General features: G+C 67.9%; 31 protein-coding genes. 21 read left to right on the forward strand and 10 right to left on the reverse strand.

Going from position 1 to position 25,513, the window contains the following annotated elements; translation table 11 throughout:
• Positions 1-28: 28 nt before the first annotated feature.
• The 9 genes from ACESMO_RS12080 (at position 29) to ACESMO_RS12120 (ending at position 7,180) form a co-directional block, all read left to right on the forward strand.
• Entirely contained in the window at positions 29-418 is a 390-nt protein-coding gene (locus ACESMO_RS12080) for a helix-turn-helix domain-containing protein (RefSeq protein WP_372708394.1), read from the forward strand.
• A 19-nt stretch (positions 419-437) separates the two neighbouring features.
• Positions 438-1,115, forward strand: a complete 678-nt coding sequence (gene tsaB / locus ACESMO_RS12085) for a tRNA (adenosine(37)-N6)-threonylcarbamoyltransferase complex dimerization subunit type 1 TsaB (RefSeq protein WP_372708395.1) — start codon at positions 438-440, stop codon at positions 1,113-1,115.
• Positions 1,112-1,546, forward strand: a complete 435-nt coding sequence (locus ACESMO_RS12090; protein WP_372708396.1) for a GNAT family N-acetyltransferase — start codon at positions 1,112-1,114, stop codon at positions 1,544-1,546. Before tsaB ends, ACESMO_RS12090 begins: the two co-directional genes overlap by 4 nt.
• 27 nt (positions 1,547-1,573) lie before the next feature.
• Positions 1,574-2,056, forward strand: a complete 483-nt coding sequence (locus tag ACESMO_RS12095; protein WP_372708397.1) for a Fur family transcriptional regulator — start codon at positions 1,574-1,576, stop codon at positions 2,054-2,056.
• A 54-nt stretch (positions 2,057-2,110) separates the two neighbouring features.
• Positions 2,111-3,565, forward strand: a complete 1,455-nt coding sequence (gene miaB, locus ACESMO_RS12100) for a tRNA (N6-isopentenyl adenosine(37)-C2)-methylthiotransferase MiaB (RefSeq protein WP_372708398.1) — start codon at positions 2,111-2,113, stop codon at positions 3,563-3,565.
• Positions 3,555-4,550, forward strand: a complete 996-nt coding sequence (locus tag ACESMO_RS12105; protein ID WP_372708399.1) for a PhoH family protein — start codon at positions 3,555-3,557, stop codon at positions 4,548-4,550. Before miaB ends, ACESMO_RS12105 begins: the two co-directional genes overlap by 11 nt.
• Positions 4,547-5,020, forward strand: coding sequence for an rRNA maturation RNase YbeY (gene ybeY / locus ACESMO_RS12110; protein WP_372708400.1), 474 nt, complete (start codon positions 4,547-4,549; stop codon positions 5,018-5,020). Before ACESMO_RS12105 ends, ybeY begins: the two co-directional genes overlap by 4 nt.
• Positions 4,995-6,596 (forward strand): apolipoprotein N-acyltransferase, encoded by a 1,602-nt coding sequence (gene lnt, locus ACESMO_RS12115; protein WP_372708401.1) that lies wholly within the window; start codon positions 4,995-4,997, stop codon positions 6,594-6,596. Before ybeY ends, lnt begins: the two co-directional genes overlap by 26 nt.
• A 167-nt stretch (positions 6,597-6,763) precedes the next feature.
• Complete coding sequence (locus ACESMO_RS12120) at positions 6,764-7,180, forward strand: helix-turn-helix domain-containing protein (protein WP_372708402.1); 417 nt, start codon at positions 6,764-6,766, stop codon at positions 7,178-7,180.
• A gap of 18 nt (positions 7,181-7,198) precedes the next feature.
• On the opposite strand, the gene ACESMO_RS12125 is transcribed toward ACESMO_RS12120, so the two are convergent.
• Complete coding sequence (locus ACESMO_RS12125) at positions 7,199-7,714, reverse strand: S-type pyocin family protein (RefSeq protein WP_372708403.1); 516 nt, start codon at positions 7,712-7,714, stop codon at positions 7,199-7,201.
• A gap of 121 nt (positions 7,715-7,835) precedes the next feature.
• On the opposite strand from ACESMO_RS12125, the gene coaBC reads away from it, so the two are divergent.
• The 3 genes from coaBC to ACESMO_RS12140 all read left to right on the forward strand — a co-directional run bounded on the left by coaBC (position 7,836) and on the right by ACESMO_RS12140 (position 9,964).
• Positions 7,836-9,062 carry a bifunctional phosphopantothenoylcysteine decarboxylase/phosphopantothenate--cysteine ligase CoaBC gene (gene coaBC / locus ACESMO_RS12130; protein WP_372708404.1) on the forward strand — a complete coding sequence of 409 codons (1,227 nt, stop codon included), beginning with the start codon at positions 7,836-7,838 and terminating at the stop codon, positions 9,060-9,062.
• Between the two features lie 12 nt (positions 9,063-9,074).
• Complete coding sequence (gene dut / locus ACESMO_RS12135) at positions 9,075-9,524, forward strand: dUTP diphosphatase (protein WP_372708405.1); 450 nt, start codon at positions 9,075-9,077, stop codon at positions 9,522-9,524.
• A 74-nt stretch (positions 9,525-9,598) separates the two neighbouring features.
• Positions 9,599-9,964 carry a hypothetical protein gene (locus tag ACESMO_RS12140; protein ID WP_372708406.1) on the forward strand — a complete coding sequence of 122 codons (366 nt, stop codon included), beginning with the start codon at positions 9,599-9,601 and terminating at the stop codon, positions 9,962-9,964.
• Positions 9,965-10,179: 215 nt separating this feature from the next.
• Here the strand turns inward: ACESMO_RS12140 and dapB are convergent, their stop codons facing one another.
• The 3 genes from dapB to dnaK form a co-directional block, all read right to left on the reverse strand.
• Positions 10,180-10,929, reverse strand: a complete 750-nt coding sequence (gene dapB / locus ACESMO_RS12145) for a 4-hydroxy-tetrahydrodipicolinate reductase (protein WP_372708407.1) — start codon at positions 10,927-10,929, stop codon at positions 10,180-10,182.
• Positions 10,926-12,122: a molecular chaperone DnaJ gene (dnaJ, locus tag ACESMO_RS12150; RefSeq protein WP_372708408.1), complete on the reverse strand. Its 1,197-nt coding sequence runs from the start codon at positions 12,120-12,122 to the stop codon at positions 10,926-10,928. The genes dapB and dnaJ overlap by 4 nt, the downstream gene beginning before the upstream one ends.
• Positions 12,123-12,391: 269 nt before the next feature.
• Positions 12,392-14,413 carry a molecular chaperone DnaK gene (dnaK, locus tag ACESMO_RS12155; RefSeq protein WP_372708409.1) on the reverse strand — a complete coding sequence of 674 codons (2,022 nt, stop codon included), beginning with the start codon at positions 14,411-14,413 and terminating at the stop codon, positions 12,392-12,394.
• Between the two features lie 209 nt (positions 14,414-14,622).
• On the opposite strand from dnaK, the gene ACESMO_RS12160 reads away from it, so the two are divergent.
• From ACESMO_RS12160 to ACESMO_RS12170, 3 genes are read left to right on the forward strand one after another with little or no spacing between them, the layout of a single operon-like run.
• Positions 14,623-14,973 carry a hypothetical protein gene (locus tag ACESMO_RS12160; protein WP_372708410.1) on the forward strand — a complete coding sequence of 117 codons (351 nt, stop codon included), beginning with the start codon at positions 14,623-14,625 and terminating at the stop codon, positions 14,971-14,973.
• Positions 14,970-15,611 carry an alpha-ketoglutarate-dependent dioxygenase AlkB gene (locus ACESMO_RS12165; RefSeq protein ID WP_372708411.1) on the forward strand — a complete coding sequence of 214 codons (642 nt, stop codon included), beginning with the start codon at positions 14,970-14,972 and terminating at the stop codon, positions 15,609-15,611. The genes ACESMO_RS12160 and ACESMO_RS12165 overlap by 4 nt, the downstream gene beginning before the upstream one ends.
• Positions 15,612-15,665: 54 nt before the next feature.
• A complete protein-coding gene (locus tag ACESMO_RS12170; protein WP_372708412.1) occupies positions 15,666-16,574 on the forward strand; it encodes a dienelactone hydrolase family protein in 909 nt (302 codons plus the stop codon).
• A gap of 4 nt (positions 16,575-16,578) precedes the next feature.
• On the opposite strand, the gene grpE is transcribed toward ACESMO_RS12170, so the two are convergent.
• Both grpE and hrcA read right to left on the reverse strand, forming a co-directional pair.
• A complete protein-coding gene (grpE, locus tag ACESMO_RS12175; RefSeq protein WP_372708460.1) occupies positions 16,579-17,166 on the reverse strand; it encodes a nucleotide exchange factor GrpE in 588 nt (195 codons plus the stop codon).
• Positions 17,167-17,222: 56 nt separating this feature from the next.
• On the reverse strand, positions 17,223-18,311 hold the full coding sequence (gene hrcA, locus ACESMO_RS12180; protein WP_372708413.1) for a heat-inducible transcriptional repressor HrcA: 1,089 nt from the start codon (positions 18,309-18,311) through the stop codon (positions 17,223-17,225).
• 138 nt (positions 18,312-18,449) lie between these two features.
• On the opposite strand from hrcA, the gene rph reads away from it, so the two are divergent.
• The 5 genes from rph (at position 18,450) to ACESMO_RS12205 (ending at position 22,013) form a co-directional block, all read left to right on the forward strand.
• Positions 18,450-19,166, forward strand: coding sequence for a ribonuclease PH (gene rph, locus ACESMO_RS12185; RefSeq protein ID WP_372708414.1), 717 nt, complete (start codon positions 18,450-18,452; stop codon positions 19,164-19,166).
• 65 nt (positions 19,167-19,231) lie between these two features.
• A complete protein-coding gene (locus tag ACESMO_RS12190) occupies positions 19,232-19,609 on the forward strand; it encodes a hypothetical protein (protein WP_372708415.1) in 378 nt (125 codons plus the stop codon).
• A 370-nt stretch (positions 19,610-19,979) separates the two neighbouring features.
• A complete protein-coding gene (locus ACESMO_RS12195; protein ID WP_372708416.1) occupies positions 19,980-20,504 on the forward strand; it encodes a CHAP domain-containing protein in 525 nt (174 codons plus the stop codon).
• Positions 20,505-20,531: 27 nt separating this feature from the next.
• Positions 20,532-21,494, forward strand: a complete 963-nt coding sequence (locus ACESMO_RS12200) for a magnesium transporter CorA family protein (RefSeq protein ID WP_372708417.1) — start codon at positions 20,532-20,534, stop codon at positions 21,492-21,494.
• A gap of 66 nt (positions 21,495-21,560) precedes the next feature.
• Positions 21,561-22,013, forward strand: a complete 453-nt coding sequence (locus tag ACESMO_RS12205) for a COG3650 family protein (RefSeq protein WP_372708418.1) — start codon at positions 21,561-21,563, stop codon at positions 22,011-22,013.
• Here the strand turns inward: ACESMO_RS12205 and mmcB are convergent.
• From mmcB to hslV, 4 genes are all read right to left on the reverse strand, one after another.
• Positions 21,998-22,456 carry a DNA repair putative endonuclease MmcB gene (gene mmcB, locus ACESMO_RS12210; protein ID WP_372708419.1) on the reverse strand — a complete coding sequence of 153 codons (459 nt, stop codon included), beginning with the start codon at positions 22,454-22,456 and terminating at the stop codon, positions 21,998-22,000. The genes ACESMO_RS12205 and mmcB overlap by 16 nt on opposite strands.
• A gap of 42 nt (positions 22,457-22,498) precedes the next feature.
• Positions 22,499-23,041, reverse strand: a complete 543-nt coding sequence (locus tag ACESMO_RS12215) for a lipocalin family protein (RefSeq protein ID WP_372708420.1) — start codon at positions 23,039-23,041, stop codon at positions 22,499-22,501.
• A 62-nt stretch (positions 23,042-23,103) separates the two neighbouring features.
• Complete coding sequence (gene hslU, locus ACESMO_RS12220; protein WP_372708421.1) at positions 23,104-24,405, reverse strand: ATP-dependent protease ATPase subunit HslU; 1,302 nt, start codon at positions 24,403-24,405, stop codon at positions 23,104-23,106.
• The gene (hslV, locus tag ACESMO_RS12225; RefSeq protein ID WP_372708422.1) at positions 24,402-24,977 is read right to left on the reverse strand and encodes an ATP-dependent protease subunit HslV; all 576 of its coding nucleotides are present in this window, start codon (positions 24,975-24,977) and stop codon (positions 24,402-24,404) included. Before hslV ends, hslU begins: the two co-directional genes overlap by 4 nt.
• A gap of 145 nt (positions 24,978-25,122) precedes the next feature.
• Between hslV and ACESMO_RS12230 the strand changes: the two genes are divergently transcribed.
• Entirely contained in the window at positions 25,123-25,512 is a 390-nt protein-coding gene (locus tag ACESMO_RS12230) for a BLUF domain-containing protein (protein ID WP_372708423.1), read from the forward strand.
• Position 25,513: the final 1 nt, after the last annotated feature.

Genomic DNA, 25,513 nt, shown 5'->3' on the forward strand with positions numbered 1-25,513 from the left:
TTCCGTCGGGAACAGGAGAGTATGGGTCATGGCGAGGATCGGCGATCGCGACGGGGTGGACATCTTCGTGGGCGCGCGCATCGGTTTGCGGCGCTCGGCGCTGGGCCTGTCGCAGACGGCGTTGGCGCAGCAGTTGGGGATCAGCTTTCAGCAGGTGCAGAAATACGAGACCGGCCAGAACCGCATATCCGCCTCGCGTCTGCATCGGGCGGCGACCGTGCTGGGCACCTCGGTCGAGTCGTTTTTTCCTCCGGTGGAGACGGCGGCTGGGCGATCAGACGACGGTTGGAGCGGGCTTCGGGCGATCACGGCCAGCGTCGACGGACGCGCTGTGGCGGCGGGCTTTCCCCTGATCGAGGACCGCGAGGTGCGCAGGGCCGTAGCCCGCGTCGTGCGGGCGCTGGCGCGGGACGACTGACGGCCGGCGGGGCTGCGTCGTGAGGGTGCTGGTCGTCGATACGGCGCTGGGCCTGTGCAGCGTCGGCGTGTTCGAGGTGGCCGACGGCGTCGCGCGATCGCTGGGCCTCCGTTCGGAGGCCATGATCAGGGGGCATCAGGAACGGCTGGCCGTGCTGGCGCGCGAGGCGGTGGCGGAAGCGGGCGGCTTCGATGCCGTCGGCCGCATCGGCGTGACGGTCGGGCCGGGGTCGTTCACCGGCCTGCGGATCGGACTGGCCTTCGCCCACGGGCTGGGGGCGGCGCTGGACCGGCCGGTGGTGGGGGTCTCGACGCTGGACGCTCTGGCGGCCTCGGCGGGAGACGCCAGGGCCGTAGCGGCACTGATCGATGCGCGTCGGGGCCAGGTCTACGCCCGGTTCTGGATCGACGGCCGCCCTGATGGCCCGGCCGAGGCCGTGTCGCTCGGGGCGGCGGGCGCGCGCGTGGCGAAGCTCGGCGCGGGCGCGGTACTGATCGGGTCCGGAGCGGTCCTGATCGCCGGGTCCGCGCCGGACGCACTTGTCCACGATCACGCGGGACCGACGCCCGACGCCGTGGCCCGGCTCGCCGCCGCAGCGGATCCGATCGAAAGCCCGCCGAGGCCGCTCTATCTGCTCGCGCCCGACGCGACGCCGCCCAGCCGACTACCCGGGCAGCCCCGACCGACGCGGGAATGACCGGCGCGGTCGATCAGTCGGCTCGTCTCGCCGAACTGCACTCGCAGTCCTTCGACGCGGCTTGGGACCGGTCCGCGTTCGCGGCCCTGCTGTCGCAGCCGGGCGTCTTCGCGGTCGAGGCTCCGGATGGCTTCATCCTGATGCGGGTCGTCGCCGACGAGGCCGAGATTCTGACGTTGGCGGTCCGGCCGGAGGCGCGGCGACACAGTCTGGGCGGTCGCCTGACCAGCGAGGGCGTGGCCGGAGCTGCGGCGCGGGGCGCGACCCGCGTCTTGCTTGAGGTGGCCGACGACAACGCCGCAGCCCGCGCGCTTTATGCCCGGGCCGGCTTCATCGAGGCGGGACGACGACTACGATATTATGCCCGCGTCGATGGAACGCACCATGACGCTTTGCTACTGGTTCTCAACTTGGTTGATGCGCTTCCCTAGCGCGTGCTGCCCGCCTATTCTGATCGCATGGACAGTATCGAAAAACTCTGCGCCGACCGCGGCATGCGGATGACCGAACAGCGCCGCGTCATCGCGAGGGTGCTGTCGAGCGCCGAAGACCATCCCGATGTCGAGGAGCTGTACCGTCGAGCCTCGAGCATCGATCCGCACATCTCTATCGCCACCGTCTACCGCACCGTGCGCCTGTTCGAGGAAGCCGGTGTGGTCGAGAAGCACGACTTCGGCGATGGTCGCAGCCGCTATGAAGAGGCGGGCGACGACCATCATGATCACCTGATCGACACCCGGTCGGGCGAGGTCATCGAATTCTTCGACGCGGAGATCGAGCGGCTGAAGACCGAGATCGCCGAGCGGCTTGGCTTTGAACTGATCGGCCACAAGCTGGAACTGTACGGCAAGCCGATCGAGGGGGCCGAGCCGTCCAAGCGTGAAGGTCTGATCTTCACCCGCCATGCCCATCGCGTCGATCCGGACAAGCTGGACCTCTGACGCGCGCAGCCCGCTGTGGCGCGCGGAGCGTGGCCGCGCTATTTAGCCAGCCCCATGACCGAAACGCCCTTCACGCCGTCCGACGAACAGACCCCACCGCGGCGGCTGTTCATCAAGACCTACGGCTGCCAGATGAACGTCTATGACTCCGAGCGAATGGCCGACGTGCTGCGGCCGCTGGGCTATGCGACGACGGACACGGCCGAGGACGCTGATTTCGTCATCCTGAACACCTGCCATATCCGCGAGAAGGCGGCCGAGAAAGTCTATTCCGAGCTCGGAAGGCTGAGAGAATTGAAGGACGCCCGGGCGAGGAATTCGACGACTGCGACAGGGACATCGAGGACATCGATGATCATCGCCGTGGCCGGCTGCGTCGCCCAGGCCGAGGGCGAGGAGATCATGCGCCGTCAGCCAGCGGTGGACATCGTGGTCGGGCCGCAGGCCTATCACCAGCTGCCCGAGCTGCTGACCCGCATGGCGCGGGCGCGGGGCGAGCGGATCGGGGCCGACTTCGCGCCGGTCGACAAGTTCGACGCCCTGACGTTCGAGAAGATCGGCGCCCGCAGTGTCAATGGGCCGACGGCCTTCCTGACGGTGCAGGAGGGATGCGACAAATTCTGCAGCTTCTGCGTCGTGCCGTATACGCGCGGGGCCGAATGGTCGCGGCCGGTCGCCGCCGTCCTGGCCGAGGCGCGCCAACTCGCCGACAAGGGCGTGCGCGAGATCACGCTGCTGGGACAGAACGTCAACGCCTACGACGGCGAGGAAGCGGACGGGAAACCCTCGACGCTGGCGCGGTTGGCGCATGCCCTGGCCGAAATCCCCGGCCTGAGCCGGATCCGCTATACGACCAGCCATCCCAATGACATGTCCGACGACCTGATCGCCGCCCATGGCGAGCTGGAGGCCCTGATGCCCTGGCTGCACCTGCCGGTGCAGTCAGGCTCGGACCGGATTCTGCGGGCGATGAACCGAAAGCACGGGCGGCAGAAATATTTCGACCTGATCGACCGCGTCCGCGCGGCGCGGCCGGACATCGCCCTGTCGGGGGATTTCATCGTCGGCTTTCCGGGCGAAACGGACGCCGATTTCGAGCAGACGATGGATCTGGTGCGGCGGGTCGGTTACGCCTCGGCCTTCTCCTTCATGTATTCGCCGCGCCCCGGAACGCCGGCGGCCAGCCTGGGGTCGCAGGTTCCGGCAGCGGTGGCGCGCGAGCGGCTGCATGCGCTGCAGGCCCTGCTTTGGGCGCAGCAGACGGCCTTCAACGCCGCCATGGCCGGGCATACGATGGACGTTCTGTTCGAGAAGACGGGCCGCAACGGAGCCCAGGCCATCGGCCGCTCACCCTGGCTACAGTCTGTCCATGTCGAGGACGCGGATCATCTGATCGGTCGGATCGTTACGGTCGAGATCGAACACGGCCGGCAGAATTCTCTGAAGGGCCGTCTTCTTCATGACGGGGCTACGCCCTTCAAACAGCGGGACCAACTGATTGGCGCGTGAGAGTGAGTTCCTGGCCCTGGGCGACGACGCCCTGCGCGCCATTATCGGCCCCGGCAGCCGGCACCTGGCCCTGATCGAGGACCGCTTCAAGGTTCTGGTCGAGACGCCGGGCGGCGGGGTTTCAATCAACGGCTCGGCCCGCGACCGGGCCCAGGCCAAGCGGGTGATCGAGACGCTGGCGAACCGCGCCGAGACCGGGGCCGAGATCACCGAGGCCGATGTGCGCACCGCCCTGGGCGCGGCGACGGCCCAGCCGCGGGCAGGGCAGGGGAGTGTCGCACCGGACACCATCGCCCTGCCGGTCGGGCGGCGCGGGGCCATCGCGCCCAAGACGGCGGCGCAGGCCAATTATCTGGCCCTGCTGTCGCGCTGCGAACTGACCTTCGGCGTCGGCCCGGCGGGGACGGGCAAGACCTTCCTGGCCGCAGCCTACGGCGCCTCCCTGCTGCGGCGTGGACAGGTCGACCGGCTGGTCATCACCCGCCCGGCGGTCGAGGCGGGCGAGAAGCTGGGCTTCCTGCCCGGCGACCTGAACGAGAAGGTCGATCCCTATCTGGCCCCGATCTGGGAGGCGCTGAACGACATCCTCGGCCCCGACGACGTGCGCCGCCGGCGCGACAAGGGCGAGATCGAGGCCGCTCCCATCGCCTTCATGCGCGGCCGGACCCTGGCTCACGCCTACATTATCGTCGACGAGGCCCAGAACACCTCGCGCCTGCAGATGAAGATGGTGCTGACCCGGCTCGGCGAGGGCGCGCGCATGGTGGTGACCGGCGATCCGTCGCAGGTCGATCTGCTGAACCCGCGCGATTCCGGGCTGAAGCACGCCCTGCGCATTCTGGAAGACGTGAAAGGCGTGGGCGTCCAGCGCTTCGAGGCCCAGGACGTGGTGCGCCACGCCATGGTGGAACGGATCGTGCGCGCTTATGATGCTGACTCCGCAAGCCGCCGCCCCGCCGCCGATCTCGAAGACCCCGACTCGTGATCGAGGTCGAGGTCGAGGACGAGGCCTGGACACGCGACCTGCCGGAGGTGGTCGCGGTGGTCGATCGCGCTGCGACGGCGGCGCTTGGGACGGTAGTCGGCGACGTAGTCGTTCTGCTGACCGACGACGCGGCGGTCCGGGACCTGAATGCCCGCTTCCGCCAGCGCGACCGGCCGACCAATGTGCTGTCGTTTCCGGCGGCGGCCATGATGATTCCGGGGCAGGCGCCGCATCTGGGCGACCTGGTCCTGGCCCATGGCGTGTGCGCGGCCGAAGCGGTGGCGCAGGGCAAGACGCTGGCCGATCACCTGACGCACCTGACGGTCCACGGCGTCCTGCACCTTCTGGGGCGTGACCACGAGGCCGAGATCGAGGCCGAGACGATGGAAGCGGAGGAGCGATCCCTCCTTGTCAGCCTGGGCGTAGCGGACCCATACACGTCGGATGACCAGCTTGACGGCGACGCCTGACCGAGATGATGGCCGCCGCGCGCGGTTGATCCTGCGCCTCGGCCGGATCGGCCTGGCGCTGGCGGCGGGCGTCGCGACGGCGCTGGCGCATCCGCCGTTCGGCATCCTGCCCGGTCTGCTGGGCTATGCCCTGCTGATGGTCCTCGCCGAACGTTCGGGCGGGACGCGCGGCGCTTTCTGGATGGGCTGGCTGGCCGGTTTCGCCTATTTCTTCATCAGCTGCTGGTGGGTCGCCGAGGCGTTCCTGGTCAATCCGGCGCAGGCGTGGATGGCACCCTTCGCGGCCTCGCTCCTGCCCATCGGCCTAGGGCTGTTCTGGGGCACGGCGACGGCGCTGTACCGGCGGTTCATGCCAGGGGGCGTCCTCCGCGTGCTGGTCTTCGCCGCCTTGTTCTGCCTGCTGGAGTGGTTGCGTGGACACGTGCTCACCGGGTTCCCGTGGAATCCGGCCGGGGCCAGCTGGAAGGCGGGGTCGGCGGGGTCGCAGTTCGCCGCCTTGGTCGGGATCTATGGCCTGAGCTTCGTCACGGTGGCGGCGGCGGCCGCCTTCGCACCCTTGCTGTCGGAGGGGTCCCGCAAGGCGCGGATCGGCTCGGCCGCATTGGGCGCGATCGCCCTCGCCGCCCTGGTGGTCGGCGGAGCGGCGCGGCTGTCGCAGGCGCGCCTCGAACTGACCGACACGGTCGTCCGCATCGTCCAGGCCGACGTGGCGCAGGAGTCGAAATGGACGCCCGAGGCCTATCAGGGGATCGTCGACCGTTATGTGAACCTGACGGCACGGCCCGGCGCCTTGGTCCCCGACCTGATCATCTGGCCCGAGGGAGCGCTGCCGGCCTCGGCCAATCGGGTGTTCGCGCCCGGATCGCCGGACGCGGCAGCCATCGCCCGCGCCGTGCAGCCGGGGCAGAGCCTGATCATTGGCCTGAGCCGGGGCGTGGCCGATCCCGTCGCGCCCGAGGGCGAGCGGTATTTCAACAGCCTGTTCGTGCTGACCGACGAGGGCGGCGACGGCCTGCGGGTCTCGGCGACCTATGACAAATACCGGCTGGTGCCGTTCGGGGAGTTCCTGCCCGCCGGCGGATTGCTGGGCGCGCTGGGTGTGCGCAGCCTGACGCACATGCCGCTGGACTTCAGCCCCGGACCCCGCCCCGCGCCGATCGACATTCCGGGCGCGCCGAGGGCCCAGCCGCTGATCTGCTACGAGAGCCTGTACGCGGGCTTTACGCCCGGCGGCGCGGCCCGGCCGGGATGGATCATCAACATTTCCAACGATGCCTGGTTCGGGCGCACCTCGGGGCCGTTGCAACACCTGAACTTGGCCAGCTATCGCGCGATCGAGACCGGATTGCCGCTGGTCCGGTCCACCCCGACCGGCGTGTCGGCCATGATTGATCCCTGGGGGCGGGTGGTCGCCGATCAGAGGCTGGAGCCCGGCGAGAGCGGCGTCATCGACGCTCGACTGCCCCGAGCCGCCGCGCCCACCCTCTATAGTCGATGGGGCGACCTGCTGTTCGGCCTCGCGGTGCTTCTGGCGCTCGCAGCTGGTCTGGCGCGTCGGAAAATCGTCGTCCGTTGACGGCCGAAATCGCCAAACAGGACGTGTTTTCCCGCGCCCGGTGAGAGGTCGAAACGGCGGTGCACCCCAAAGATGTAAATTGCTGGAAAACGGCGCGTTTTTTCGTGACAGAAAGGCGAAGCAGGCGCATTCAGGGAGTGCTGATAACACAGAGGGCGTTGAGACGAATGGCCAGAGGCAAGGGCGAAGATGGACCCCATCCGGTAGATCGACACGTCGGTCGCAGGGTGTGCGAGAAGAGATTGGCGCTCGGCTATAACCAGAGCGACCTCGGCCGAGCCCTGGGGCTGACCTTCCAGCAGATCCAGAAGTACGAGAAGGGCGCCAACCGTGTGTCGGCCTCGAAACTCTGGGACATCGCGCGCTTCTTCAAGGTCGACATCGGCTATTTCTTCGAAGGCCTGAGCGGTGCGCAGATCGCCGGCATGGCCGAGGGCGGCGCGGCCTTCGAGCACGATTTTCCGGCGACCCGCTACACCATCGAAATCAGCCGTCTGGCGCCCCGGTTGTCGACCCGGCAGCAGAAGTTGGCGCTGGACCTGATCCGCGACATGGCCGACCGCAAGGAGGCGGACCAGGACTGAAGTCCCCGTCCGACCGTGTCACTCCGCCGATCGCGACGCGTCCCGACGCCGGCCGAAGGTGGGCGCGGCGGCCTTCTGCTCGGCCCAGTAGGTCGCGCCGTCGTCCGGCTTGAACATCGTCTTGGGCACGCCGTCGCGCGACACGACCGCGAAGGTGTTGGTCGATGCCTGATAGAGCAGAACGTCGCCGTTGGGGCGTTCGATCCTGTCCGCATCGCGTGGTGGGTTGATCGTGAAGGCCTCGACCTTGTCGAGGTAGTCGCGTGCCGTTTTCGCGCCGAAGGCCGCGCCGTTGCGCGCGAACAGCCGGGCGGTCTTGGCGTCTACGGTTTCGCTGCGATTGGGCGTCAGCGCCGGCCGTGCTGCGGCGGGCGAGGTCGTTCCCGCCTGCGCCGGGATGCCGGCCGCCGTCAGGGCCGTGTCCGACGTCGCGTCCGACCGGTCCCGTGTCTCGACGGCGGAGCCGCCGTCTCCGCATCCGGCCAGTCCGAACACTCCCACCACGGCTGCGGCCGCGAACAGTCTGACGATCATCTATCCCTCCCATGGTTGAAACCCGCCGAGGGAAACATAACCACAGGTCACTTGTTCATGCAACGTTCTATTTTTTGAGGCGTCACTCGACGGCGCGCGGTCGCGTCGCTAGATCATGGCGATGACTATGCCAAGCCTGTCCGGACGCAAGATCCTGCTGATCGTCGGCGGCGGTATCGCCGCCTACAAGGCGCTGGAGCTGACCCGTCTGCTCAGGAAGGGTGGCGCCGAGGTCATGGGCGTGTTGACGGCGGCGGGCGCCGCTTTCGTCACCCCCCTGTCGCTGGCGGCCCTGACCGGCCACCCCGTGCGGTCGGAACTGTTCATGCCCGAGGACGAAACGGCCATGGGCCATATCGAGCTGTCGCGCTGGGCCGATCTGGTGGTCGTGGCCCCGGCGACGGCGGGGCTGATCGCCAAGGCGGCCAATGGCCTGGCCGACGACCTGGCCTCCACGACCCTGCTGGCCACCGACAAGAGGGTGTTGCTGGCCCCGGCCATGAACGTGCGGATGTGGCTGCATCCGGCGGTGCAGGCCAGTATGGAGCGGCTCAAAGGGTTCGACGGCTTTCACGGCGTGGCGGTGGTCGGACCCGATGAGGGCGAGATGGCCTGTGGCGAGTTCGGTCCGGGGCGGATGGCGGAACCGGCGGCCATTCTGTCGGTGATCGAGGGCCTGCTGGCCGGACCGGACGGCCGTCCGCTGGCGGGGCGGAAGGCCATCGTCACGGCCGGTCCGACCTTCGAGCCTATTGACCCCGTGCGCGGCCTGACCAACCGCTCCAGCGGCAAACAGGGCTATGCCATCGCCGAAGCGCTCGCGCGGCTGGGCGCGGAGGTGACGCTCGTGTCCGGCCCGGTGGCCCTGCCAGCACCCGTCGGCGTCGAGCGGGTCTGGGTCGAGACGGCGCGCGACATGCAGGCGGCCGTTCAGACCGCGCTGCCCGCCGACATCGCGGTGATGAGCGCCGCCGTGGCCGACTGGCGGGTGGACGGCGTCGCCTCGGGCAAGATCAAGAAGGCCCCGGGCGGGCCGCCGTCGCTGGCCTTGATCGAGAACCCGGACATCCTCGCCGGCATCTCCGCGCCCGGAAAGACGCGGCCCAGGCTGGTGATCGGCTTCGCCGCCGAAACGACGGACCTCAAGGCCAATGCCAAGGCAAAGCTGTCGCGCAAGGGCTGCGACTGGATCGTCGGCAACGACGTTTCGGACGATGTCTTCGGCGCCGACGGCAACGCGGTGACCCTGTTCACCCGCGACGGCCCGGCCGAAACCTGGCCGCGTCAGTCGAAAGCGGATGTGGCGCGCAAGCTGGCCCTGCGCGTCGCCGATCACTTCACGGCCTGAGAGACCCCGCCCATGACCACCCTGCGCGTCGAACGCCTGCCGCATGCCGAGGGCTTGGCCCTGCCCGCCTATGAAACCTCCGGATCGGCGGGCATGGATTTGCGCGCGGCCGTGCCGGAGGATGCGCCCGTGACGCTGGCGACAGGCGCGCGGGCGCTGGTGCCGACCGGTCTGAAGATCGCACTGCAGCAGGGCTATGAGGCTCAGGTGCGGCCCCGCTCGGGGCTGGCGCTCAAGCACGGCATCACCTGCCTCAACTCGCCCGGCACCATCGACAGCGACTATCGCGGCGAGGTCGGGGTCATCCTGATCAACCATGGGCAGGAGCCGTTCGTGATCCGGCGCGGCGAACGCATCGCCCAGCTTGTTATCGCAAGACACGACCAGGCGGCGATGACGGTGGTCGAGGCGCTGGACGACACGGCGCGCGGCACGGGCGGTTTCGGCTCGACGGGGCGATAAGCGGAGCCATCTGGCGCGACCGGCGTTAACCCTGCCACTCGGCCAAGCGGGGCCACAGGACGGAGGCTGGACGCATGGAATCCCTCATCGACTCGATCGGCGCTTTTCTGACCGGCCTGTTCGGCCTGGCGCAAGGCGGCTTCGATACCGTCAACCAGATCACCGGGCTGGTCATCGCCGTGATCGCGGCCTTGATGATGACCGGCTGGAGCCGGCTGTGGTCCACGTCGCTGGGGGCGGCCTTAGTCTTCATCCTGGTGGGCTTGTTGCGTCCGATGCTGGACGGCGGTGCCTTCGTGATGCCGCCGCTGCTGACGCTGGCGTTCTGGATGACCGTGCTGGCGCTGTTCCTCGGCTTCGCCGTGGTGATCGCGGTGTTGTTCCTGATCAAGTCGCTGTTCACGGGCCGGGGCCACGGTCGTCGCCGCCACGCGCATTGAGGCCCTTGAGGTTCAGGTTCCCCGGTGAGCCGCGGTCGTCGGCCCTCCGGGACCTCCCGACCCGGAGCCTGTCCCCGGACCGACCGAAGGTCGGATCCGGGGCGGCCCGGGTGCTGCGCGCAGACCTGCCGGAGACCGAAGAGAAGTCAGGCGCTCAAGCAGTGAGCGATCGCGTCGCGAGCGATAGCGCCCTGCAGGCGTGAGCCTGCCCAGGATCAAGCCTGGCGAAAACCGAGCACGTCCTGCATGTCGTAAAGGCCTGGCTTGCGGCTGCGGACCCAGGCGGCGGCGGCGACGGCGCCCTTGGCGAACAGGGAGCGGTCGATGGCCGAGTGGCTCAGCGTCAGGGTCTCGTCCTCCGAGGCGAACAGCACGGTGTGTTCACCGATGATACCGCCGGCGCGAAGGCTGGCGAAGCCGATGCCGCCGGTTTCGCGGGGGCCGGTGATGCCGTCCCATGGCGCGCGGCGGATGTCGGCCAGATCCTCGCCACGACCGCTGGCGGCGGCCTCGCCCAGCATCAGGGCGGTGCCGGAGGGGGCGTCGACCTTCTTGCGGTGATGGGCTTCCAGCACCTCGATGTCCCAGTCGGCCGCGTCCAGCCGCTGGGCTGCGTGTTCGACCAGGCCGATCAGGATGTTGACGCCCAGCGAGAAATTGCCGCTGCGGACGATGGCGACACGCTCGGCGGCCCTGAGGACGGCGGCGTCCTGATCGGACGTCAGGCCGGTCGAGCCGATCACCAGCGCCGGTCCCCCCCGTTCCGCGCAGGCCTGGGCCAGGTCCACCGAGGCGTCGGCGGTCGAGAAGTCGATGATCACGTCGCACAGGCTCAGGTCGGGCGTCTCGCCCCGATCGAAACGGGCCGCGACCACCACGTCCTCGCGAGCGTCCAGCGCCGCCGAGACGGCGCGCCCCATCCGGCCCCGGGCGCCGGAGATGCCGACGTGGAAGATGGCGGTCACTGCGCGGCTTCTTTCGAGCCGGGCTCGGTGCCGAGAATGTCTGCCCAGAACCGCTTGGCCTTGCCGGTGAAGGACGAGTTGCGCGGTGTCTGTCCGTCGCCCAGCGAGGCGGCCAGCTCTTCGAGCAGTTCCTTCTGACGGGCGGTCAGCTCGGTCGGGGTCTCGACGAACAGTTCGACCACCAGATCGCCCCGGTGCTTGCCGTTGAGATGCGGCATGCCCTTGCCCTTGATGCGGACGGTCTTGCCGGTCTGTGACCCGGCGGGGACGGTGACGGGCGCCTTGCAGCGGCCGTCGCAGGCTTCGGAGGTCAGGCAGGGGGCGTCGATCTCGCCGCCCAAGGCCGCCGTGGTCATGGCCACGGGGACCGTGACCAGCAGGTCGAGGTTGTCGCGCTCGAACAGCTCATGCGGCGTGACCGAGATGAAGACGTAGAGATCGCCGCGCGGACCACCGCGCTGGCCCGCGTCGCCTTCGCCCGACAGGCGGATGCGCGAGCCGTCGTCGACACCGGCGGGAATCTTCAGCTGGAGTTTGCGGTTCTTGCGGACTTGGCCGTGACCGGCGCAGGTGCCGCAGGGCTCGGCGATCATCTGGCCCTGACCGCCGCAGCGGGGGCAGGTGCGCTCGACCTGGAAGAAGCCGTTGGCCGAGCGGACGCGACCCGCACCCTGACAGGTGGTGCAGTTGGTGGGCTTGGTGCCGGGCTTGGCGCCCGAACCCGCGCAGGCGTCGCAGGTGGCCGTGGCCGGAATGCTTATGTCGACGTCCGCGCCTTTGTAGGCCTGCTCCAGGGTGATTTCGAGATCGTAGCGCAGGTCCGAACCGCGGCGCGGGCCGTGCTGGCGGGCACCGCCGCCCTGCCGTCCACCGAAGACGTCGCCGAACGCGTCGCCGAAGACCTGGGAGAAGATGTCGTTGACGTCGGTGAAGCCCTGGCCCTGACCGCCGAACCCGCCCTGACCGCCGTTGACGCCGGCATGGCCGAAGCGGTCATAGGCGGCCCGCTTCTGGTCGTCGGACAGGACGGAATAGGCTTCGGAAATCTCCTTGAAGCGCGCCATGGAGTCTTCGCACCCGCCGTTGCGGTCGGGGTGGTGCTGCATGGCCAGCTTGCGATAGGCGGCTTTCAGGCCAGCGGCGTCGGATGTCCGCTCGACCCCGAGGACCTCATAATAGTCACGCGTCGCCATCAGGCGTTCGTCCTCTGACTCTGCCGCACGGTTCGCGCCTCTTTGGGCGGGTGACCGCAACGGTTGACCGGGCTGACATGGGCACCCGGCGAAATGATGCAAGTTTCACGAAACGGCCCCGCCCGTCCATTCCTCCCCCGGCGAAGCGGCCGGGGGAGGGGGACCAACCGGAGGATGGTGGAAGGGCCGACCCATGAGCCGGTGTCCGGTGCGGGCCCCCTCCACCGCTCCGCGGTCCCCCTCCCCCAAGGGGAGAGGATTATGTCCGCTTAAGCGCTCTTCTTGTCGTCGTCGCCGTCGGGCGAGACTTCCTCGAACTCGGCATCGACCACGCCGTCGTCGGCGGGGGCTTCATCCGAGGCGCCGTCGCCCTGTTGCGAGGCGTACATGGCCTCGCCCAGCTTCATCGAGGCCTGGACCAGGGTGTTGGTCCTGGTCCGGATGTCCTCGGGGTCCGTGCCCTCCTTGGCCGTTTTCAGCTCGGCCATGGCGGTTTCGATCGCGGTCTTCTCTTCGGCCCCGACCTTGTCGCCGTGTTCGGCCATGGCCTTTTCGGTCGAGTGGATCAGGCTTTCAGCGGCGTTGACCGCCTCGACCATCTCCTTCCTGGCCTTGTCGGAGGCGGCGTTGGCCTCGGCTTCCTTGACCATCTTGTCGATGTCGGCGTCCGACAGGCCGCCATTGGCCTGGATGCGGATCGACTGTTCCTTGTTGGTCGCCTTGTCCTTGGCGGTAACGTGGACGATGCCGTTGGCGTCGATATCGAAGGCGACCTCGATCTGCGGCATGCCGCGTGGCGAGGGCGGAATGCCCATCAGGTCGAACTGACCCAACACCTTGTTGTCGGACGCCATCGGCCGCTCGCCCTGGAAGACCCGGATGGTCACGGCCGACTGGTTGTCGTCGGCGGTCGAGAACACCTGGCTCTTCTTGGTCGGGATGGTGGTGTTGCGTTCGATCAGCGGAGTGAACACGCCACCCAGGGTCTCGATGCCCAGGGTCAGCGGGGTCACGTCGAGCAGCAGCACGTCCTTGACGTCGCCCTGCAGCACGCCGGCCTGAACGGCAGCGCCCAAAGCCACGACTTCATCGGGGTTCACACCCTTGTGCGGCTCCTTGCCGAAGAATTTCTTCACCGCTTCCTGGACCATCGGCATGCGGGTCATACCGCCGACCAGCACCACTTCGTCGATGTCCGAGGCCTTGAGGCCGGCATCCTTGAGCGCCTTGGCGCAGGGCTCGATGGTGCGCTGGACCAGGTCCTCGACCAGAGCCTCCAGCTTGGCGCGCGACAGCTTGATGTTCAGGTGCAGCGGGCCCGAGGCGTTCATGGTGATGAACGGCAGATTGACCTCGTACTGGGTGACCGAGGAGAGCTCCTTCTTGGCCTTTTCGGCTTCTTCCTTCAGGCGCTGCAGGGCCAGTTTGTCGGAGCGCAGGTCGACGCCCTGCTCCTTCTTGAACTCGTCGGCCAGATAGTCGACCAGACGCAGGTCGAAGTCCTCGCCACCCAGGAAGGTGTCGCCGTTGGTCGACTTCACCTCGAAGACGCCGTCGCCGATCTCGAGGATCGAGACGTCGAAAGTGCCGCCGCCCAGGTCATAGACGGCGATCTTCTGGCCTTCGTTCTTGTCCAGCCCATAGGCCAGGGCCGCCGCGGTCGGCTCGTTGATGATGCGCAGGACTTCCAGACCGGCAATCTTGCCGGCGTCCTTGGTGGCCTGACGCTGGGCGTCGTTGAAATAGGCCGGGACGGTGATCACGGCCTGGGTCACGGTCTCGCCGAGGTAGGCCTCGGCGGCCTCCTTCATCTTGCCCAGGGTGAAGGCCGAGATCTGCTGGGGCGAATAGTCCTTGCCGTTGGCGCGCACCCAGGCGTCGCCGGTCGGACCCTTGACGATCTCATAGGGGACCATCTTCTTGTCCTTGGCGACCACGGGATCGTCGAACGAGCGGCCGATCAGGCGCTTGATGGCGAAAAGGGTGTTGGTCGGATTGGTCACGGCCTGACGACGCGCCGGCTGACCCACCAGGGTCTCGCCGCTGTCCTGGATGGCGATGACGGAGGGCGTGGTGCGGTTGCCCTCGGCGTTTTCGATGACCTTGGGATTCTTGCCGTCCATGACGGCCACGCACGAGTTGGTGGTGCCCAGGTCGATGCCGATGATCTTGGCCATGTGTCGTCTTTCACTCCATTCAGAGGGCGATGCGGCGGCCTTTACAAGCGAAGCGCCGCGCGTGACCGCCCCCGATATCAGGGTCTTGGTCTGTTGGTACGGTCCCGGCCACAAAGCCCCATCAGCGACGGGGTTTTACAGCGGTTGTCGCCGATATGGGAAACGCCCCCCCGCCCGCAAGACCCAATCACGATCCGCGCGCGATTAGCCGTCAGTCTTCGTCAGGGGCGGCAGTCTCGTCGCAACGGCATGATACCTCTGGAAAAGAGGCGCGACCGGGCGCAAAATACAACCCGAGGACCGTGTTGGACAGAATGGCCGCCATGACCGTCAGAGTGATCGCCACGACCCTGATCGCCGCCCTCCTCACCGTGGGCGGGGTGGCCGACGCGGCGAGTCAGTCGAGCGACCAGCAGAATCGTCGTGTTCGCATCCACAACCAGACGGGCCTCGTGCTTCAGTCGTTGCAGGCGGCCGACGTCAGGACGGGTGACTTCAGGCCAGACCTGCTGGGCGGCGCGCCGATCCCGACGGGCGAAAGCCGTCTCGTGCTGATCGACAACGGCGCGAACGGCTGCCTCTATGATCTGAAAGTCGGTCTCGCGGGCGGCCAGACGCTGGTGCGCGAGAACGTCAACGTCTGTCGCATCGGCGACTACTATCTGACCCGGTGATTCCGGCGGCTCCGCGCGAGATCGACACGGGATTTCCGGGCTTCCGCTTCTGGCCGGGCGTGCTTTCGTCGCGGGAACAGGCGGATCTGCGCGACGCGGCCCTGACGGCCGTCGAAACCGCGCCCTTCTATCGACCCGTGACGCGGACCGGACGACCGTTTTCTGTCGAGATGAGCAATATGGGCCATCTGGGCTGGGTCTCGGACCGGGCCGGGTATCGCTATCAGCCGACCCATCCCGGGACCGGCGTCCCATGGCCCGTGATGCCCGCGATCCTGACCGACCTGTGGACCGCCCTGACCGCCTGGCCAGAACCGCCGGACGCCTGTCTGGTCAATCTGTACAGGTCGGGCGCGAAAATGGGCCTGCATCAGGACAAGGACGAGCGCGACCTGGCTGCGCCCGTGCTGTCGATATCGCTGGGCGACACGGCGGTGTTCCGGATCGGCGCGGCGCAAGGCGGCCCGACCCAATCGATCCGGCTGGCGTCGGGAGACGTCTGCGCCCTGACAGGACCAGCCAGGCTGGCGCGACACGGCGTCGACCGGATCATCGCGGGGTCGTCCACGCTCATCCCCGGCGGCGGACGGATCAATCTGACGCTACGAAAGGCCGCGTCCTCGCCGTCGCAAACGTGACTCGACCTGACGCAAGGCTGCGGACACTGTGGCGCTCCGTTTCCGGAGCCGCAAATGACCAGCCTGATCCGTCCCGAGGGCCCCGATGCCGACGACTTCCGCTTCAGCCGTCGGACGGCGCTGGCCACGGGTGGGCTGGGTGGCCTGTTCTTCGCCGGCTACGCACCCGCCGCCCTGGCCGCCCAGGCCAGTCCGGTGACGACGCCGGACGCAGGACTGACGACCGAAGACGTGACCTATCCGGCCCCCGACGGCTTCGCCCTGCCCGCCTATGTGGCGCGCCCCAAGGGCGACGGCTCCTTTCCGGTGGTGATCGTGGTCTCGGAGATCTTCGGCGTGCACGAATACATCCGCGACGTCTGCCGACGGCTGGCCACGGCCGGCTATGTCGCCGTCGCCCCCGCCTTTTTCGTGAGGGTCGCCGATCCCGCACCGCTGGCCGACATGCAGGCGGTCCAGCGGATCGTGGCCGCCGCGGGCTATGAGCAGGTCATGGGCGACATCGCCGCGACCCTGGACTGGGCCAGTCAGCAGCTATGGGCCAACGCCGACAAGGTCGGGATCACCGGCTTCTGCTGGGGCGGCAAGGTCGTCTGGCAGGCCGCCGCCCGATTCGCCGCCATCGACGCGGGCGTGGCCTGGTATGGCCGCCTGGCCCCGGCGGCGACCGCCACGCCCGAACAGGCGGCCGGCGGCGCGCCATGGCCGGTCGATCTGGCCGCCGATCTCAAGGCGCCGGTGCTGGGCCTCTACGGCGAAGCCGACCGGGGCATTCCGCTGGACTCGGTCGAGACCATGCGCACGGCTCTGCAACGCGCCGGGCGCACAGACAGCGGCATCGACGTCTATCCCGCCGCGCCGCACGGATTCCACGCCGACTATCGCGATGGCTACCGCGCCGCTGACGCCGCGGACGGCTGGACCAAGCTGCTGGCGTTGTTCGAACGGCGGCTGAAAGCCTAAGGGATCAGGCCTTGCCGTTGAAATTGCCGCCGGTCGCGCCGGCGGCGACATAGGCTGCATTGCCGGCCGCAGCGCCCGAACCCCTGGCCGCGACGACCACCATGGCCGGTCGGATCGTGCGTCCAAACAGGGCGTAGCCGGGCTGCAAGGTCTGGATCACCTGTCCGCCCTGAATGCTGTCGGACGGCTGTTCCATCATGGCTTGATGAAGGTGCGGATCGAAGGCCTCGCCGGGTTCCGGCGCGACACGCTTCAGATTATTGGTCTCGAACGCCTGAAGCAGGGACTTCTGGGTCAGCTCCAGACCCGTGACCAACCCGGCCTCACCCGCATCCACTTCCCCCCCTTCACGAACCGGGGGCGCGGCCTGAAGCGCGCGCTCCAGATTGTCGGCCACGCCCAGCAGGTCGCGGGCGAAGCGCTGGATGGCATAGGCGCGGGCGTCGTTGGACTGGGTCTCGGCCCGCTTCTTCGTATTCTCGGCTTCGGCCACGGCGCGCAGGGCGCGGTCCTTCCACTGGTCGCGCTCGGCGATCAGGGCGTCGATAGGCCCCAGATCGTCCTCGTCATGGTCTGTCGGATGGGAATCCAGTCCCGCTTCCGCATTGGCCTCGGTTTCAGGGTCGAAATCGGTCTCGGGGGTATGGTTCACGTTTCTTGTCCGTCCAGCATTCGGCCCAGCACCCGGGCGGTGTAGTCCACCAACGGTATGATCCGGGCATAGTTCAGTCGCGCGGGGCCGATCACGCCGATGGCGCCTAGGACCCTTTGTCGGCCCGTCATATAGGGTGCCGCGATCACGGCGGAACCCGAAAGCGAAAACAGTCGCGTTTCCGCGCCGATGAAGATGCGGACCCCCTGGGCCGTGGACACCCCGTCCAGCAGGCCGATCAGCTGTTCCTTCTGCTCCAGATCGTCAAACAGGACGCGGACCTTCTCCAGATCCTCGGCCGTCTCGCGGTCGTGCAGCAGATTGGCGCGGCCGCGCACGATCAGGGAGCGCTCACGCTCGGCCCCGCCCGACCAGGCCGCCAGACCATCCTCCACCAGGCGGGCGGCTGCGGCGTCCAGTTCGCGCCGGGCGGCGTCCAGCTCGACCCTCATCTCGCTGCGAGTCTCGTTCAGGGGGCGACCCTTGAGCCGGGCGTTCAGGAAGTTGGACGCCTCGGTCAGGGTCGAGGGGGTGACGCCGGCCTTCAGCGGCATCAGCCGGTTCTCGATAGAGCCGTCGTCGCCCACCAGCACCGCCAGCGCCTGATCGTGGCCCAGGGCGACGAACTCCACATGTTTGACCCCAGCCTCGCGGATCGGGCTGGCGACGATGCTGGCCCCGCCGGCGAGGCCGGACAGCAGGCTGGAGGCCTCGTTCAGCGCCTCCTCGAAGCTGCGCCCGCGTCCTGCCAGACGCGCGTCGATCTCGCGCCGCTCTTCAGCCCCGATGTCGCCGATCTCGAGCAGGCCGTCGACGAACAGGCGCAGGCCCGCATGGGTCGGGATTCGGCCTGCGGAAGTGTGCGGCGCGCCCAGCAGGCCCGCCAGCGTCAGATCCTGCATGGTGTTGCGGATGGAGGCGGGGGACAGGGCGATGCCGGTCTGCGACAGGGTGCGCGAGCCGACGGGGTCACCCGTCTCGAGATAGGATTCCACAATGCGGCGGAAGATGTCGCGCGCGCGCTGATCCAGCCCGATCAGACTGCCGGTCTCCAGCGATGTCGGGGTCAGCAGGGTCGGCTTCATGCGCGCGACCGGCCTTTCCGGGCGGCCGGCACAGGCGCGTGATCCGACACGGAGTGATGGCGGCTTACCGAAGATGCGGGGGACAGGGTCACGGTTTCAGGATAAGCACCGCCGCTGCCGCTTCCAAGGAATACCGTCATGCGCCCGTCCGAACGCACGCCCGAACAGCTCCGCGCCGTCACCCTGGAGACCGGAGTGAACCGGTATGCGGAGGGCTCGTGCCTTGTGACCTTCGGCCATACCAGGGTTCTGGTGACGGCCTCGGTCGAGGAAAGCGTCCCCGGCTGGATGCGCGGCAAGGGCGCGGGCTGGGTCACGGCGGAGTACGGCATGCTGCCCCGGGCGACCCACACGCGGGGACGGCGCGAGGCGGCGGCGGGCAAACAAAGCGGCCGCACCCAGGAAATCCAGCGCCTGATCGGCCGCTCCCTGCGCGCCGTGGTCGACCTCAAGGCCCTGGGCGAGCGGCAGGTGGTGCTGGACTGTGACGTCATTCAGGCCGACGGCGGCACGCGGACCGCGGCCATCACCGGAGCCTGGGTCGCCATGGCCTCGGCTTTTGACTATCTGCGCGCCGAGGGCGTGCTGAAGACTGATCCGATCCTTGATCAGGTGGCGGCCATCTCATGCGGGGTCTGCAACGACCTGCCGGTGCTGGACCTCGACTATGAAGAGGATTCCACCGCCGAGGCCGATTCCAACTTCGTCCTGACGGGGTCGGGGACCATCGTGGAAATCCAGGCCACGGGTGAGAAACGCGGCTTCACCCGCAGCGAGTTCGACCGGCTGTTCCAACTGGCCGAAGGCGGCTGCGTCGAGCTGTTCGCCATGCAGCGGGCTGCGTTGGGGCGCTGATCGCCGCTTTCGCCGCCCGTCGAACCGTGTCTAGGTAAGGCTTTCCGCGAAAGAACGGAGTGCCCATGCGCCGGACCGTCATCGCCCTGCTGGCCGCGACCGCCCTGGTCGCCGGATGCGGGCAGCCCGTCGAATCCCCCGTGGTCGAGCCGGCGACGGCCGATGCGCCGCCGCCGGTGATGCCCGCCGATGCCCCGCCCCAGGAAGAGGTTGATCCCGCCGCCCTCGCCGCGTCTCCCGCGGTCGCAGAGGCGGGTGCCTGTCGCGACGCCATCGGCGAGGTGGTTTCCGCCCGTCTGGTCCAGCGCTGCATCGCCGTCAGCCCGGCGACCCGGCCACCCTGCAACGCCGCCAATCCCTGCGCCGTGATCCAGGGCGAGATCGATCGCTCGTGCGAGATGTATGCGCCGGGCGAGGCGAAGCCGGCGGAATGCAGCGCCTGATCCCGCCGACCATCCCGGTCGTGAAATCGCCGTAAGGCGCGGGTCGCGCGGGTCTATCCGCTGCATCTGGTCACACTTTTCGGCATGGCCGGGCTACTGCTCAGCGCATCCTTGCAGTGGTGGGGCCCGGTCACCGTCCCGTTCACGTCATTGTGTGGTTGGCCTTGGTGGCGGCGATTTCGGTGGCGGCGATGCTGACCTACCACCTCATCGAACGCCCGGCCCGCAAGGCGTTGAGGGCCATGGCGGCGCGCCGGAAAATACGCGAAAGCGACGAGTCTCGGAACTGCTTTTCCCCTGAAAGGAGATTGCAACACTCTGAAGCTATCGTTTAGGCATGGGCCATCTTAAGTCGGGACGCATTGAAGGCATGATTAAACGGCTCACGGCCGCCGCGGTTGCGGCGACGCTCGGATTTTTTGTGCTGGTCGCCCCGCCGACCGCCAAGGCCGACGAGCCGTATTGGCAATGCGTGACCTTCGCCCGCATGTTTTCGGGCATAAACATCTACGGCGACGCCCACACTTGGTGGACCCAGGCCCAGGGCAAGTTCAACACCGGCGACCGGCCCCAGGTTGGAGCCGTGCTTTCCTTCCCGTCGAGCGGACGCATGAGCAGGGGCCATGTGGCCGTCGTTTCCGACATTCTGACCGACCGGGTTATCCGCATCACCCACGCCAACTGGGGCGGCAGCCGCGGCAAGGTCGAGGAAGACGTCACCGTAGTGGATGTCTCGAACGAGGGGGACTGGAGCGCGGTCAAGGTCTGGTACAAGCCGATTCATGATCTGGGCACGTCCGTCTATCCGACCAACGGCTTCATCTACAAAGCCCCGACCCAGCCGTCGGACGGCATCCTCATGGCCTCGGCCGGGTCCGACGCGGGCCAACCCTGATCCCCTGACCCATACGGGAGGCCGCCGGTGATCCGCGTCTATCGCGCCGGCTGTCGCGCCTGCGAACCCTATGTGGGCGAGGTCGGAGACTGGGTCCTGCCCGGCGACGCCCTGTGGGTCGATCTGGTCCAGCCCACCGTCGAGGAAGACAAGGCCGTGGAGGTCGCGCTGGGCCTGTCCATTCCGACCCGTGCGGAAATGGCCGAGCTGGAGGCGTCCAGCCGCCTGTATCGGGAGAACGGCGCCACCTACGTCACTGCCGACATGATCCACCACGGCGACGAAGATTTGCCGTCCATCGACCCGGTGACCTTCATTCTGACCACCGGTCCGCTGGTCACTGTGCGCTATTCCGACCCCAGGCCTTTCACCATGTTGCTGGACAAGCTGGATCGCGACCCGGGCCTGTGCCGCGATGGGGCAGACCTGTTCCTGAACCTGATGGAAGCCACCGTCGATCGGGTCTCCGACGTGCTGTCCAGGAACGCGGCCAAGGTCGAGGCGGTCTCGAGCGTGGTGTTCAGCGGCAGGAAGACGGTTGGCTTCGACCATCTGATCACAAGGCTGGGGCGCGCCCACATCGCCAATGCCAGAATCGAGCAGAGCCTGTCCGGGCTGGCGCGCATCTTCGCCTTCAGCGCCCTGGACGACCGGATCGAGCAGTCCGCCGAACCCCGGGAGCATCTGAAGTCCCTCGCGCGCGACGCCCAGAGCCTGATCAGTCACAATCAGGCGGTGGCGTCGTCGATCAATTTCCAGCTGTCCGCCGCCCTGGGCCTGATCAGCATCGAACAGTCGTCGATCATCAAGATCTTCTCGGTGGCGGCCGTCGCCCTGCTGCCCCCGACCCTGATCGCCTCGATATACGGCATGAATTTCGACGTCATGCCGGAGCTGTCGCGGCCATGGGGCTATCCGGCCGCCTTGGTCGCCATGGTGGTGTCCGTCATGCTGCCGCTGGCATGGTTCAAGAAGAAGGGCTGGCTGTAGTCGCAGGCCAGACTTGACCCGGGGCCGCCGTCGCGTTCCTTGGCCCTGGAGATCAGGAGAAATCCCATGCGTCTGCCCGTCCTCGCCGCCTGCTCCCAGCCCGCCGACAGCCCCGTCGAGGCTCCGATCGCGCCCATGGCGTCCGCCGTGCTGGCCGGAGTCGATCTGACCAAGCCGGTCCGTGTGGGCGGCAACGAACCCTTCTGGTCGATCGAGCTGACGGGAATGGAGATGGTCTATTCCGGCGTCGACCGGCCCGAGCAACGCGCGCCGCAGCCCGCCGCCAACGTTCAGGGCACTGTCGCCGCGTTCGCGGGGACCACGACGGCCGGCAATCCCCTGAAGGTTACCTTGACCGCGACGGAATGCAGCGACGGCATGAGCGACCGCGAATATCCCCTGTCCGCCCTGGTCGAGATCGGCGAGGAGACGCTGACAGGCTGCGCGGCCTCGGCCTCGGCCTTCGCGGCGGCGAGCGAGAGCGGGCGGGTGGTCGATACGGTTCAGCCCGCAGCCTGATCCCGCAGGGTCCGCATCGCGCCGAGGCGGGCGAAAGCCAGGGTCAGGGCCTTGCGCCGCGCTGGAGCCAGCGGGGACGCCGGCGCGACGCGGACCACGGCACCGCCGAAGCCGTCGGCGACGATCAGGCCCGGCTCGTCAGGCAAGGCGCTACCCGGAAACTCGGGCGCCACGGCGAAGTAGAAGGTGTCGCAGAACGGCGCATACTCTCCCCATTTGCGATCGACCCGGTAGTCTTCGACACCCGACTTGACCTCGCAGATGACGATGTCGCCGCGCGGCCCCAGGGCCATGACGTCAGCGCGGCGTCCGTTGGGCAGGCAGACCTCCAGCAGCGGCGCGTAACCCATGTCGAACAGCAGCCGCGCCGCGCCGCGCGTGACCGACAGCGTCGTTTCCGGCCGGCTGAAGACGAGATCGATGGACAGGGCGGCGACGGGCATCCCCGCCTTATGTTCCGCTTGTGTTCCGATTTCAAGCCGGGGTCAGCGGCCGGTGTGAACCACGCGAGCGGTGTCGAGACCCAGCGCCCGCGCCTGCGCCACCAGCTGAGCGCGTGTCGCCTCCGACGGCGACTGGCTGCGGTGCCAGACCCACCAGTCGGACTTGTTCGGCAAGGCCATGATGGCCCAGCTGTAGTCGGGCGCGTGGTCCCAAACCCAGTAGTTCTGTCCCACCAGACCCCCCGCGCCGAGCAGGCCGGTCAGGGTGAAGCGGAAGCGGGCATTGTTCCCCGGATCTGTGACGCGGCCGATGGCGCGCAGGCTCTCGACCCCGCCGTCGGCGCGGCGCGTGCAGGTGACCACGACGTCGTAACGGTTGGGCCGCCTCTCGGGATTGAAATCGATCTGGGCTTGGCGGCAATCCTTTTGGGCGTTGTTGGGGCTGCGCGCGATCTCGAACCAGCGGCCGTCGAACTGGTCCAGATTCACGTCGCGCGACTGGGCGGCGGCGGGCGCGGCGAAGGCGGTCAGGCTCGCGCAGGCGGACAAAGCGGCGGCGACGAGTGCCGGGCGGATCGGGTTCATGAGCATCCTTCGCGTGATCGTCGCCCAAAGATACGGTCGAAAGGGCCCTTGGGCTGCCTACGCTACAGGATGAAGCGGCTCAGGTCTGCGTCGCGGGCCAGATCGCCGACCAGCTCGCGCACCCGGGGACCATCGAAGGCGACGGTCTGGCCCGACAGGTCGGAGGCCTTGAACGAGGTCTCCTCCAGCACCCGCTCGATCACCGTCACCAGCCGGCGCGCCCCAATGTTCTCGACCGCGCCGTTGGCGGCGACGGCGGCGTCCGCCATGGCCTCGACCGCGTCGGACGTGAAGGTCAGGGTCACGTCCTCGGTGGCCAGCAGAGCCTGGTTCTGGCGGATCAGATTGGCCTCGGGCTCGGTCAGGATGCGCACGAAGTCATCGCGCGTCAGGGCCTTCAGCTCGACCCGGATCGGCAGACGCCCCTGCAACTCCGGCAAAAGGTCCGACGGCTTGGCGACGTGGAAGGCCCCCGAGGCGATGAACAGCACATGGTCGGACTTGACCGGCCCGTATCTGGTCGAGACGGTGGTGCCCTCGATCAGTGGAAGCAGGTCGCGCTGGACACCTTCGCGGCTGACGTCGCCGCCCGAACGGTCGGATCGGCCCGCCACCTTGTCGATCTCGTCGATGAAGACGATGCCTTCGTTCTCGGCCAACAAAAGCGCCTCGGTGGTCAGGCTCTCCTGATCCAGCAGTTTGTCGCTTTCTTCGTTGACCAGAGGCGCGACGGCGTCGCGCACCGTCAACTTTGCCATCTTGGTCCGCGTGCCGCCCAGCTTGCCCAGCATTTCCGACAGATTGATCATCCCGACGTTGCCGCCGCCGGGCATGTCCAGCCCCTGCATCGGCGACGCCGTGTCGGCGAGCTGAACCTCGATCTCCTTGTCGTCCAGTTCGCCGGCCCTCAGCTTCTTGCGGAAGCTGTCGCGCGTCGCCGGTTGCGACCCCGAGCCGACCAGGGCGTCGAGGATGCGGTCCTCGGCCGCGCCCTCGGCCCTGGCCTTGACGCCCGCGCGCCGCTTGTCACGCACCATGACCAGCGCCGCCTCGACGAGGTCGCGCATGATCGAATCCACGTCGCGGCCGACGTAACCGACCTCGGTGAATTTGGTCGCTTCGATCTTGAGGAAGGGCGAGCCCGCCAGCCGGGCCAGTCGCCGGGCGATCTCGGTCTTGCCGACGCCGGTGGGGCCGATCATCAGGATGTTCTTGGGCGTCACCTCGTCGCGCAGGTCCTCCGGCACGCGCTTGCGCCGCCAGCGGTTCCTGAGCGCCACGGCCACGGCGCGCTTGGCGGCGTCCTGGCCGACGATGAAGCGGTCCAGCTCGGAAACGATTTCGCGGGGGGAGAGATCGGTCATCGGACGTCGTCCCCGAGTGTCTCAACCGTCAGATTGCCGTTGGTGTAGACGCAGATTTCGGCGGCGATCTTCATGGCCTCGCGCGCGATCTGTTCCGCGTCCATGTCGGTGTGGTCGATCAGGGCGCGGGCCGCAGACAGGGCGAAATTCCCGCCCGAGCCGACCGCCGCCACCCCATGCTCCGGCTCCAGCACATCGCCGACGCCGGTCACGGTGAAGATCGCGCTCTTGTCCGCGACCAGCAGCATGGCCTCGAGCCTTCGCAGGTAGCGGTCGGTGCGCCAGTCCTTGGCCAGATCCACGCAGGCCCGGGCCAGCTGGTCCGGATACTGTTCCAGCTTGGTTTCCAGCCGTTCGATCAGGGTGAAGGCATCGGCCGTGGCACCCGCGAAGCCTGCAAGCACCTTGCCGCCCGCCAGCGTCCGCACTTTGCGCGCCGCGCCCTTGACGATGGTGGGTCCCATGGAGACCTGGCCATCGCCGGCGATGACGGTGCGGCCGTTCTTGCGCACCGCCAGAATAGTCGTTCCGTGCCATCCCGGACCCGGGGCATCGCTTGCAGAGAGGTTCATCATCTCTTGCAGATGGAGACCGAAATGCGGCGCGGCAAGCGGAATCCGATGGAAATACAGGCGCCGCAAAAGTCACACTTCCACCACTGTAACCCGTTACATTTGCAATTAAATACCGCAATAATGTTTGGATTGAGAGAGCGTCGTGCTTCATCGCGTGATCTATGCCAGCGAAGCCGTCGGGGCGACGGGCGCGTCGACCTTGTCGATCGCCCAGATTCTGGGCGTGTCGTTGCGCAACAATCTGCGCTCCGACCTGACCAGCTGCGTCATGTTCCACGATGGCCATATCCTGCAGGCTATCGAGGGCAAGAGATCCGACGTCGATCGCCTCCTGCGCGCCCTGCTGACCGACCATCGCCATACGGGGGTGAGAATCCTGGTGGATTCTCTCATTCCGGAACGCAGACTGGTCGAACCCATGGTCCTGTGCGACGATCCGGCGGCATTGCTGGCCAAACTGGGCTTGCACTGCCTGTCGAGCGTCACGGCCCGCGAGGCCGAGGTCCTGCTGGAATTCCGCAAGGCCGCGTGAC

The sequence above is a fragment of the Brevundimonas sp. genome, assembly GCF_041688735.1.
Taxonomy (GTDB): Bacteria; Pseudomonadota; Alphaproteobacteria; order Caulobacterales; family Caulobacteraceae; genus Brevundimonas.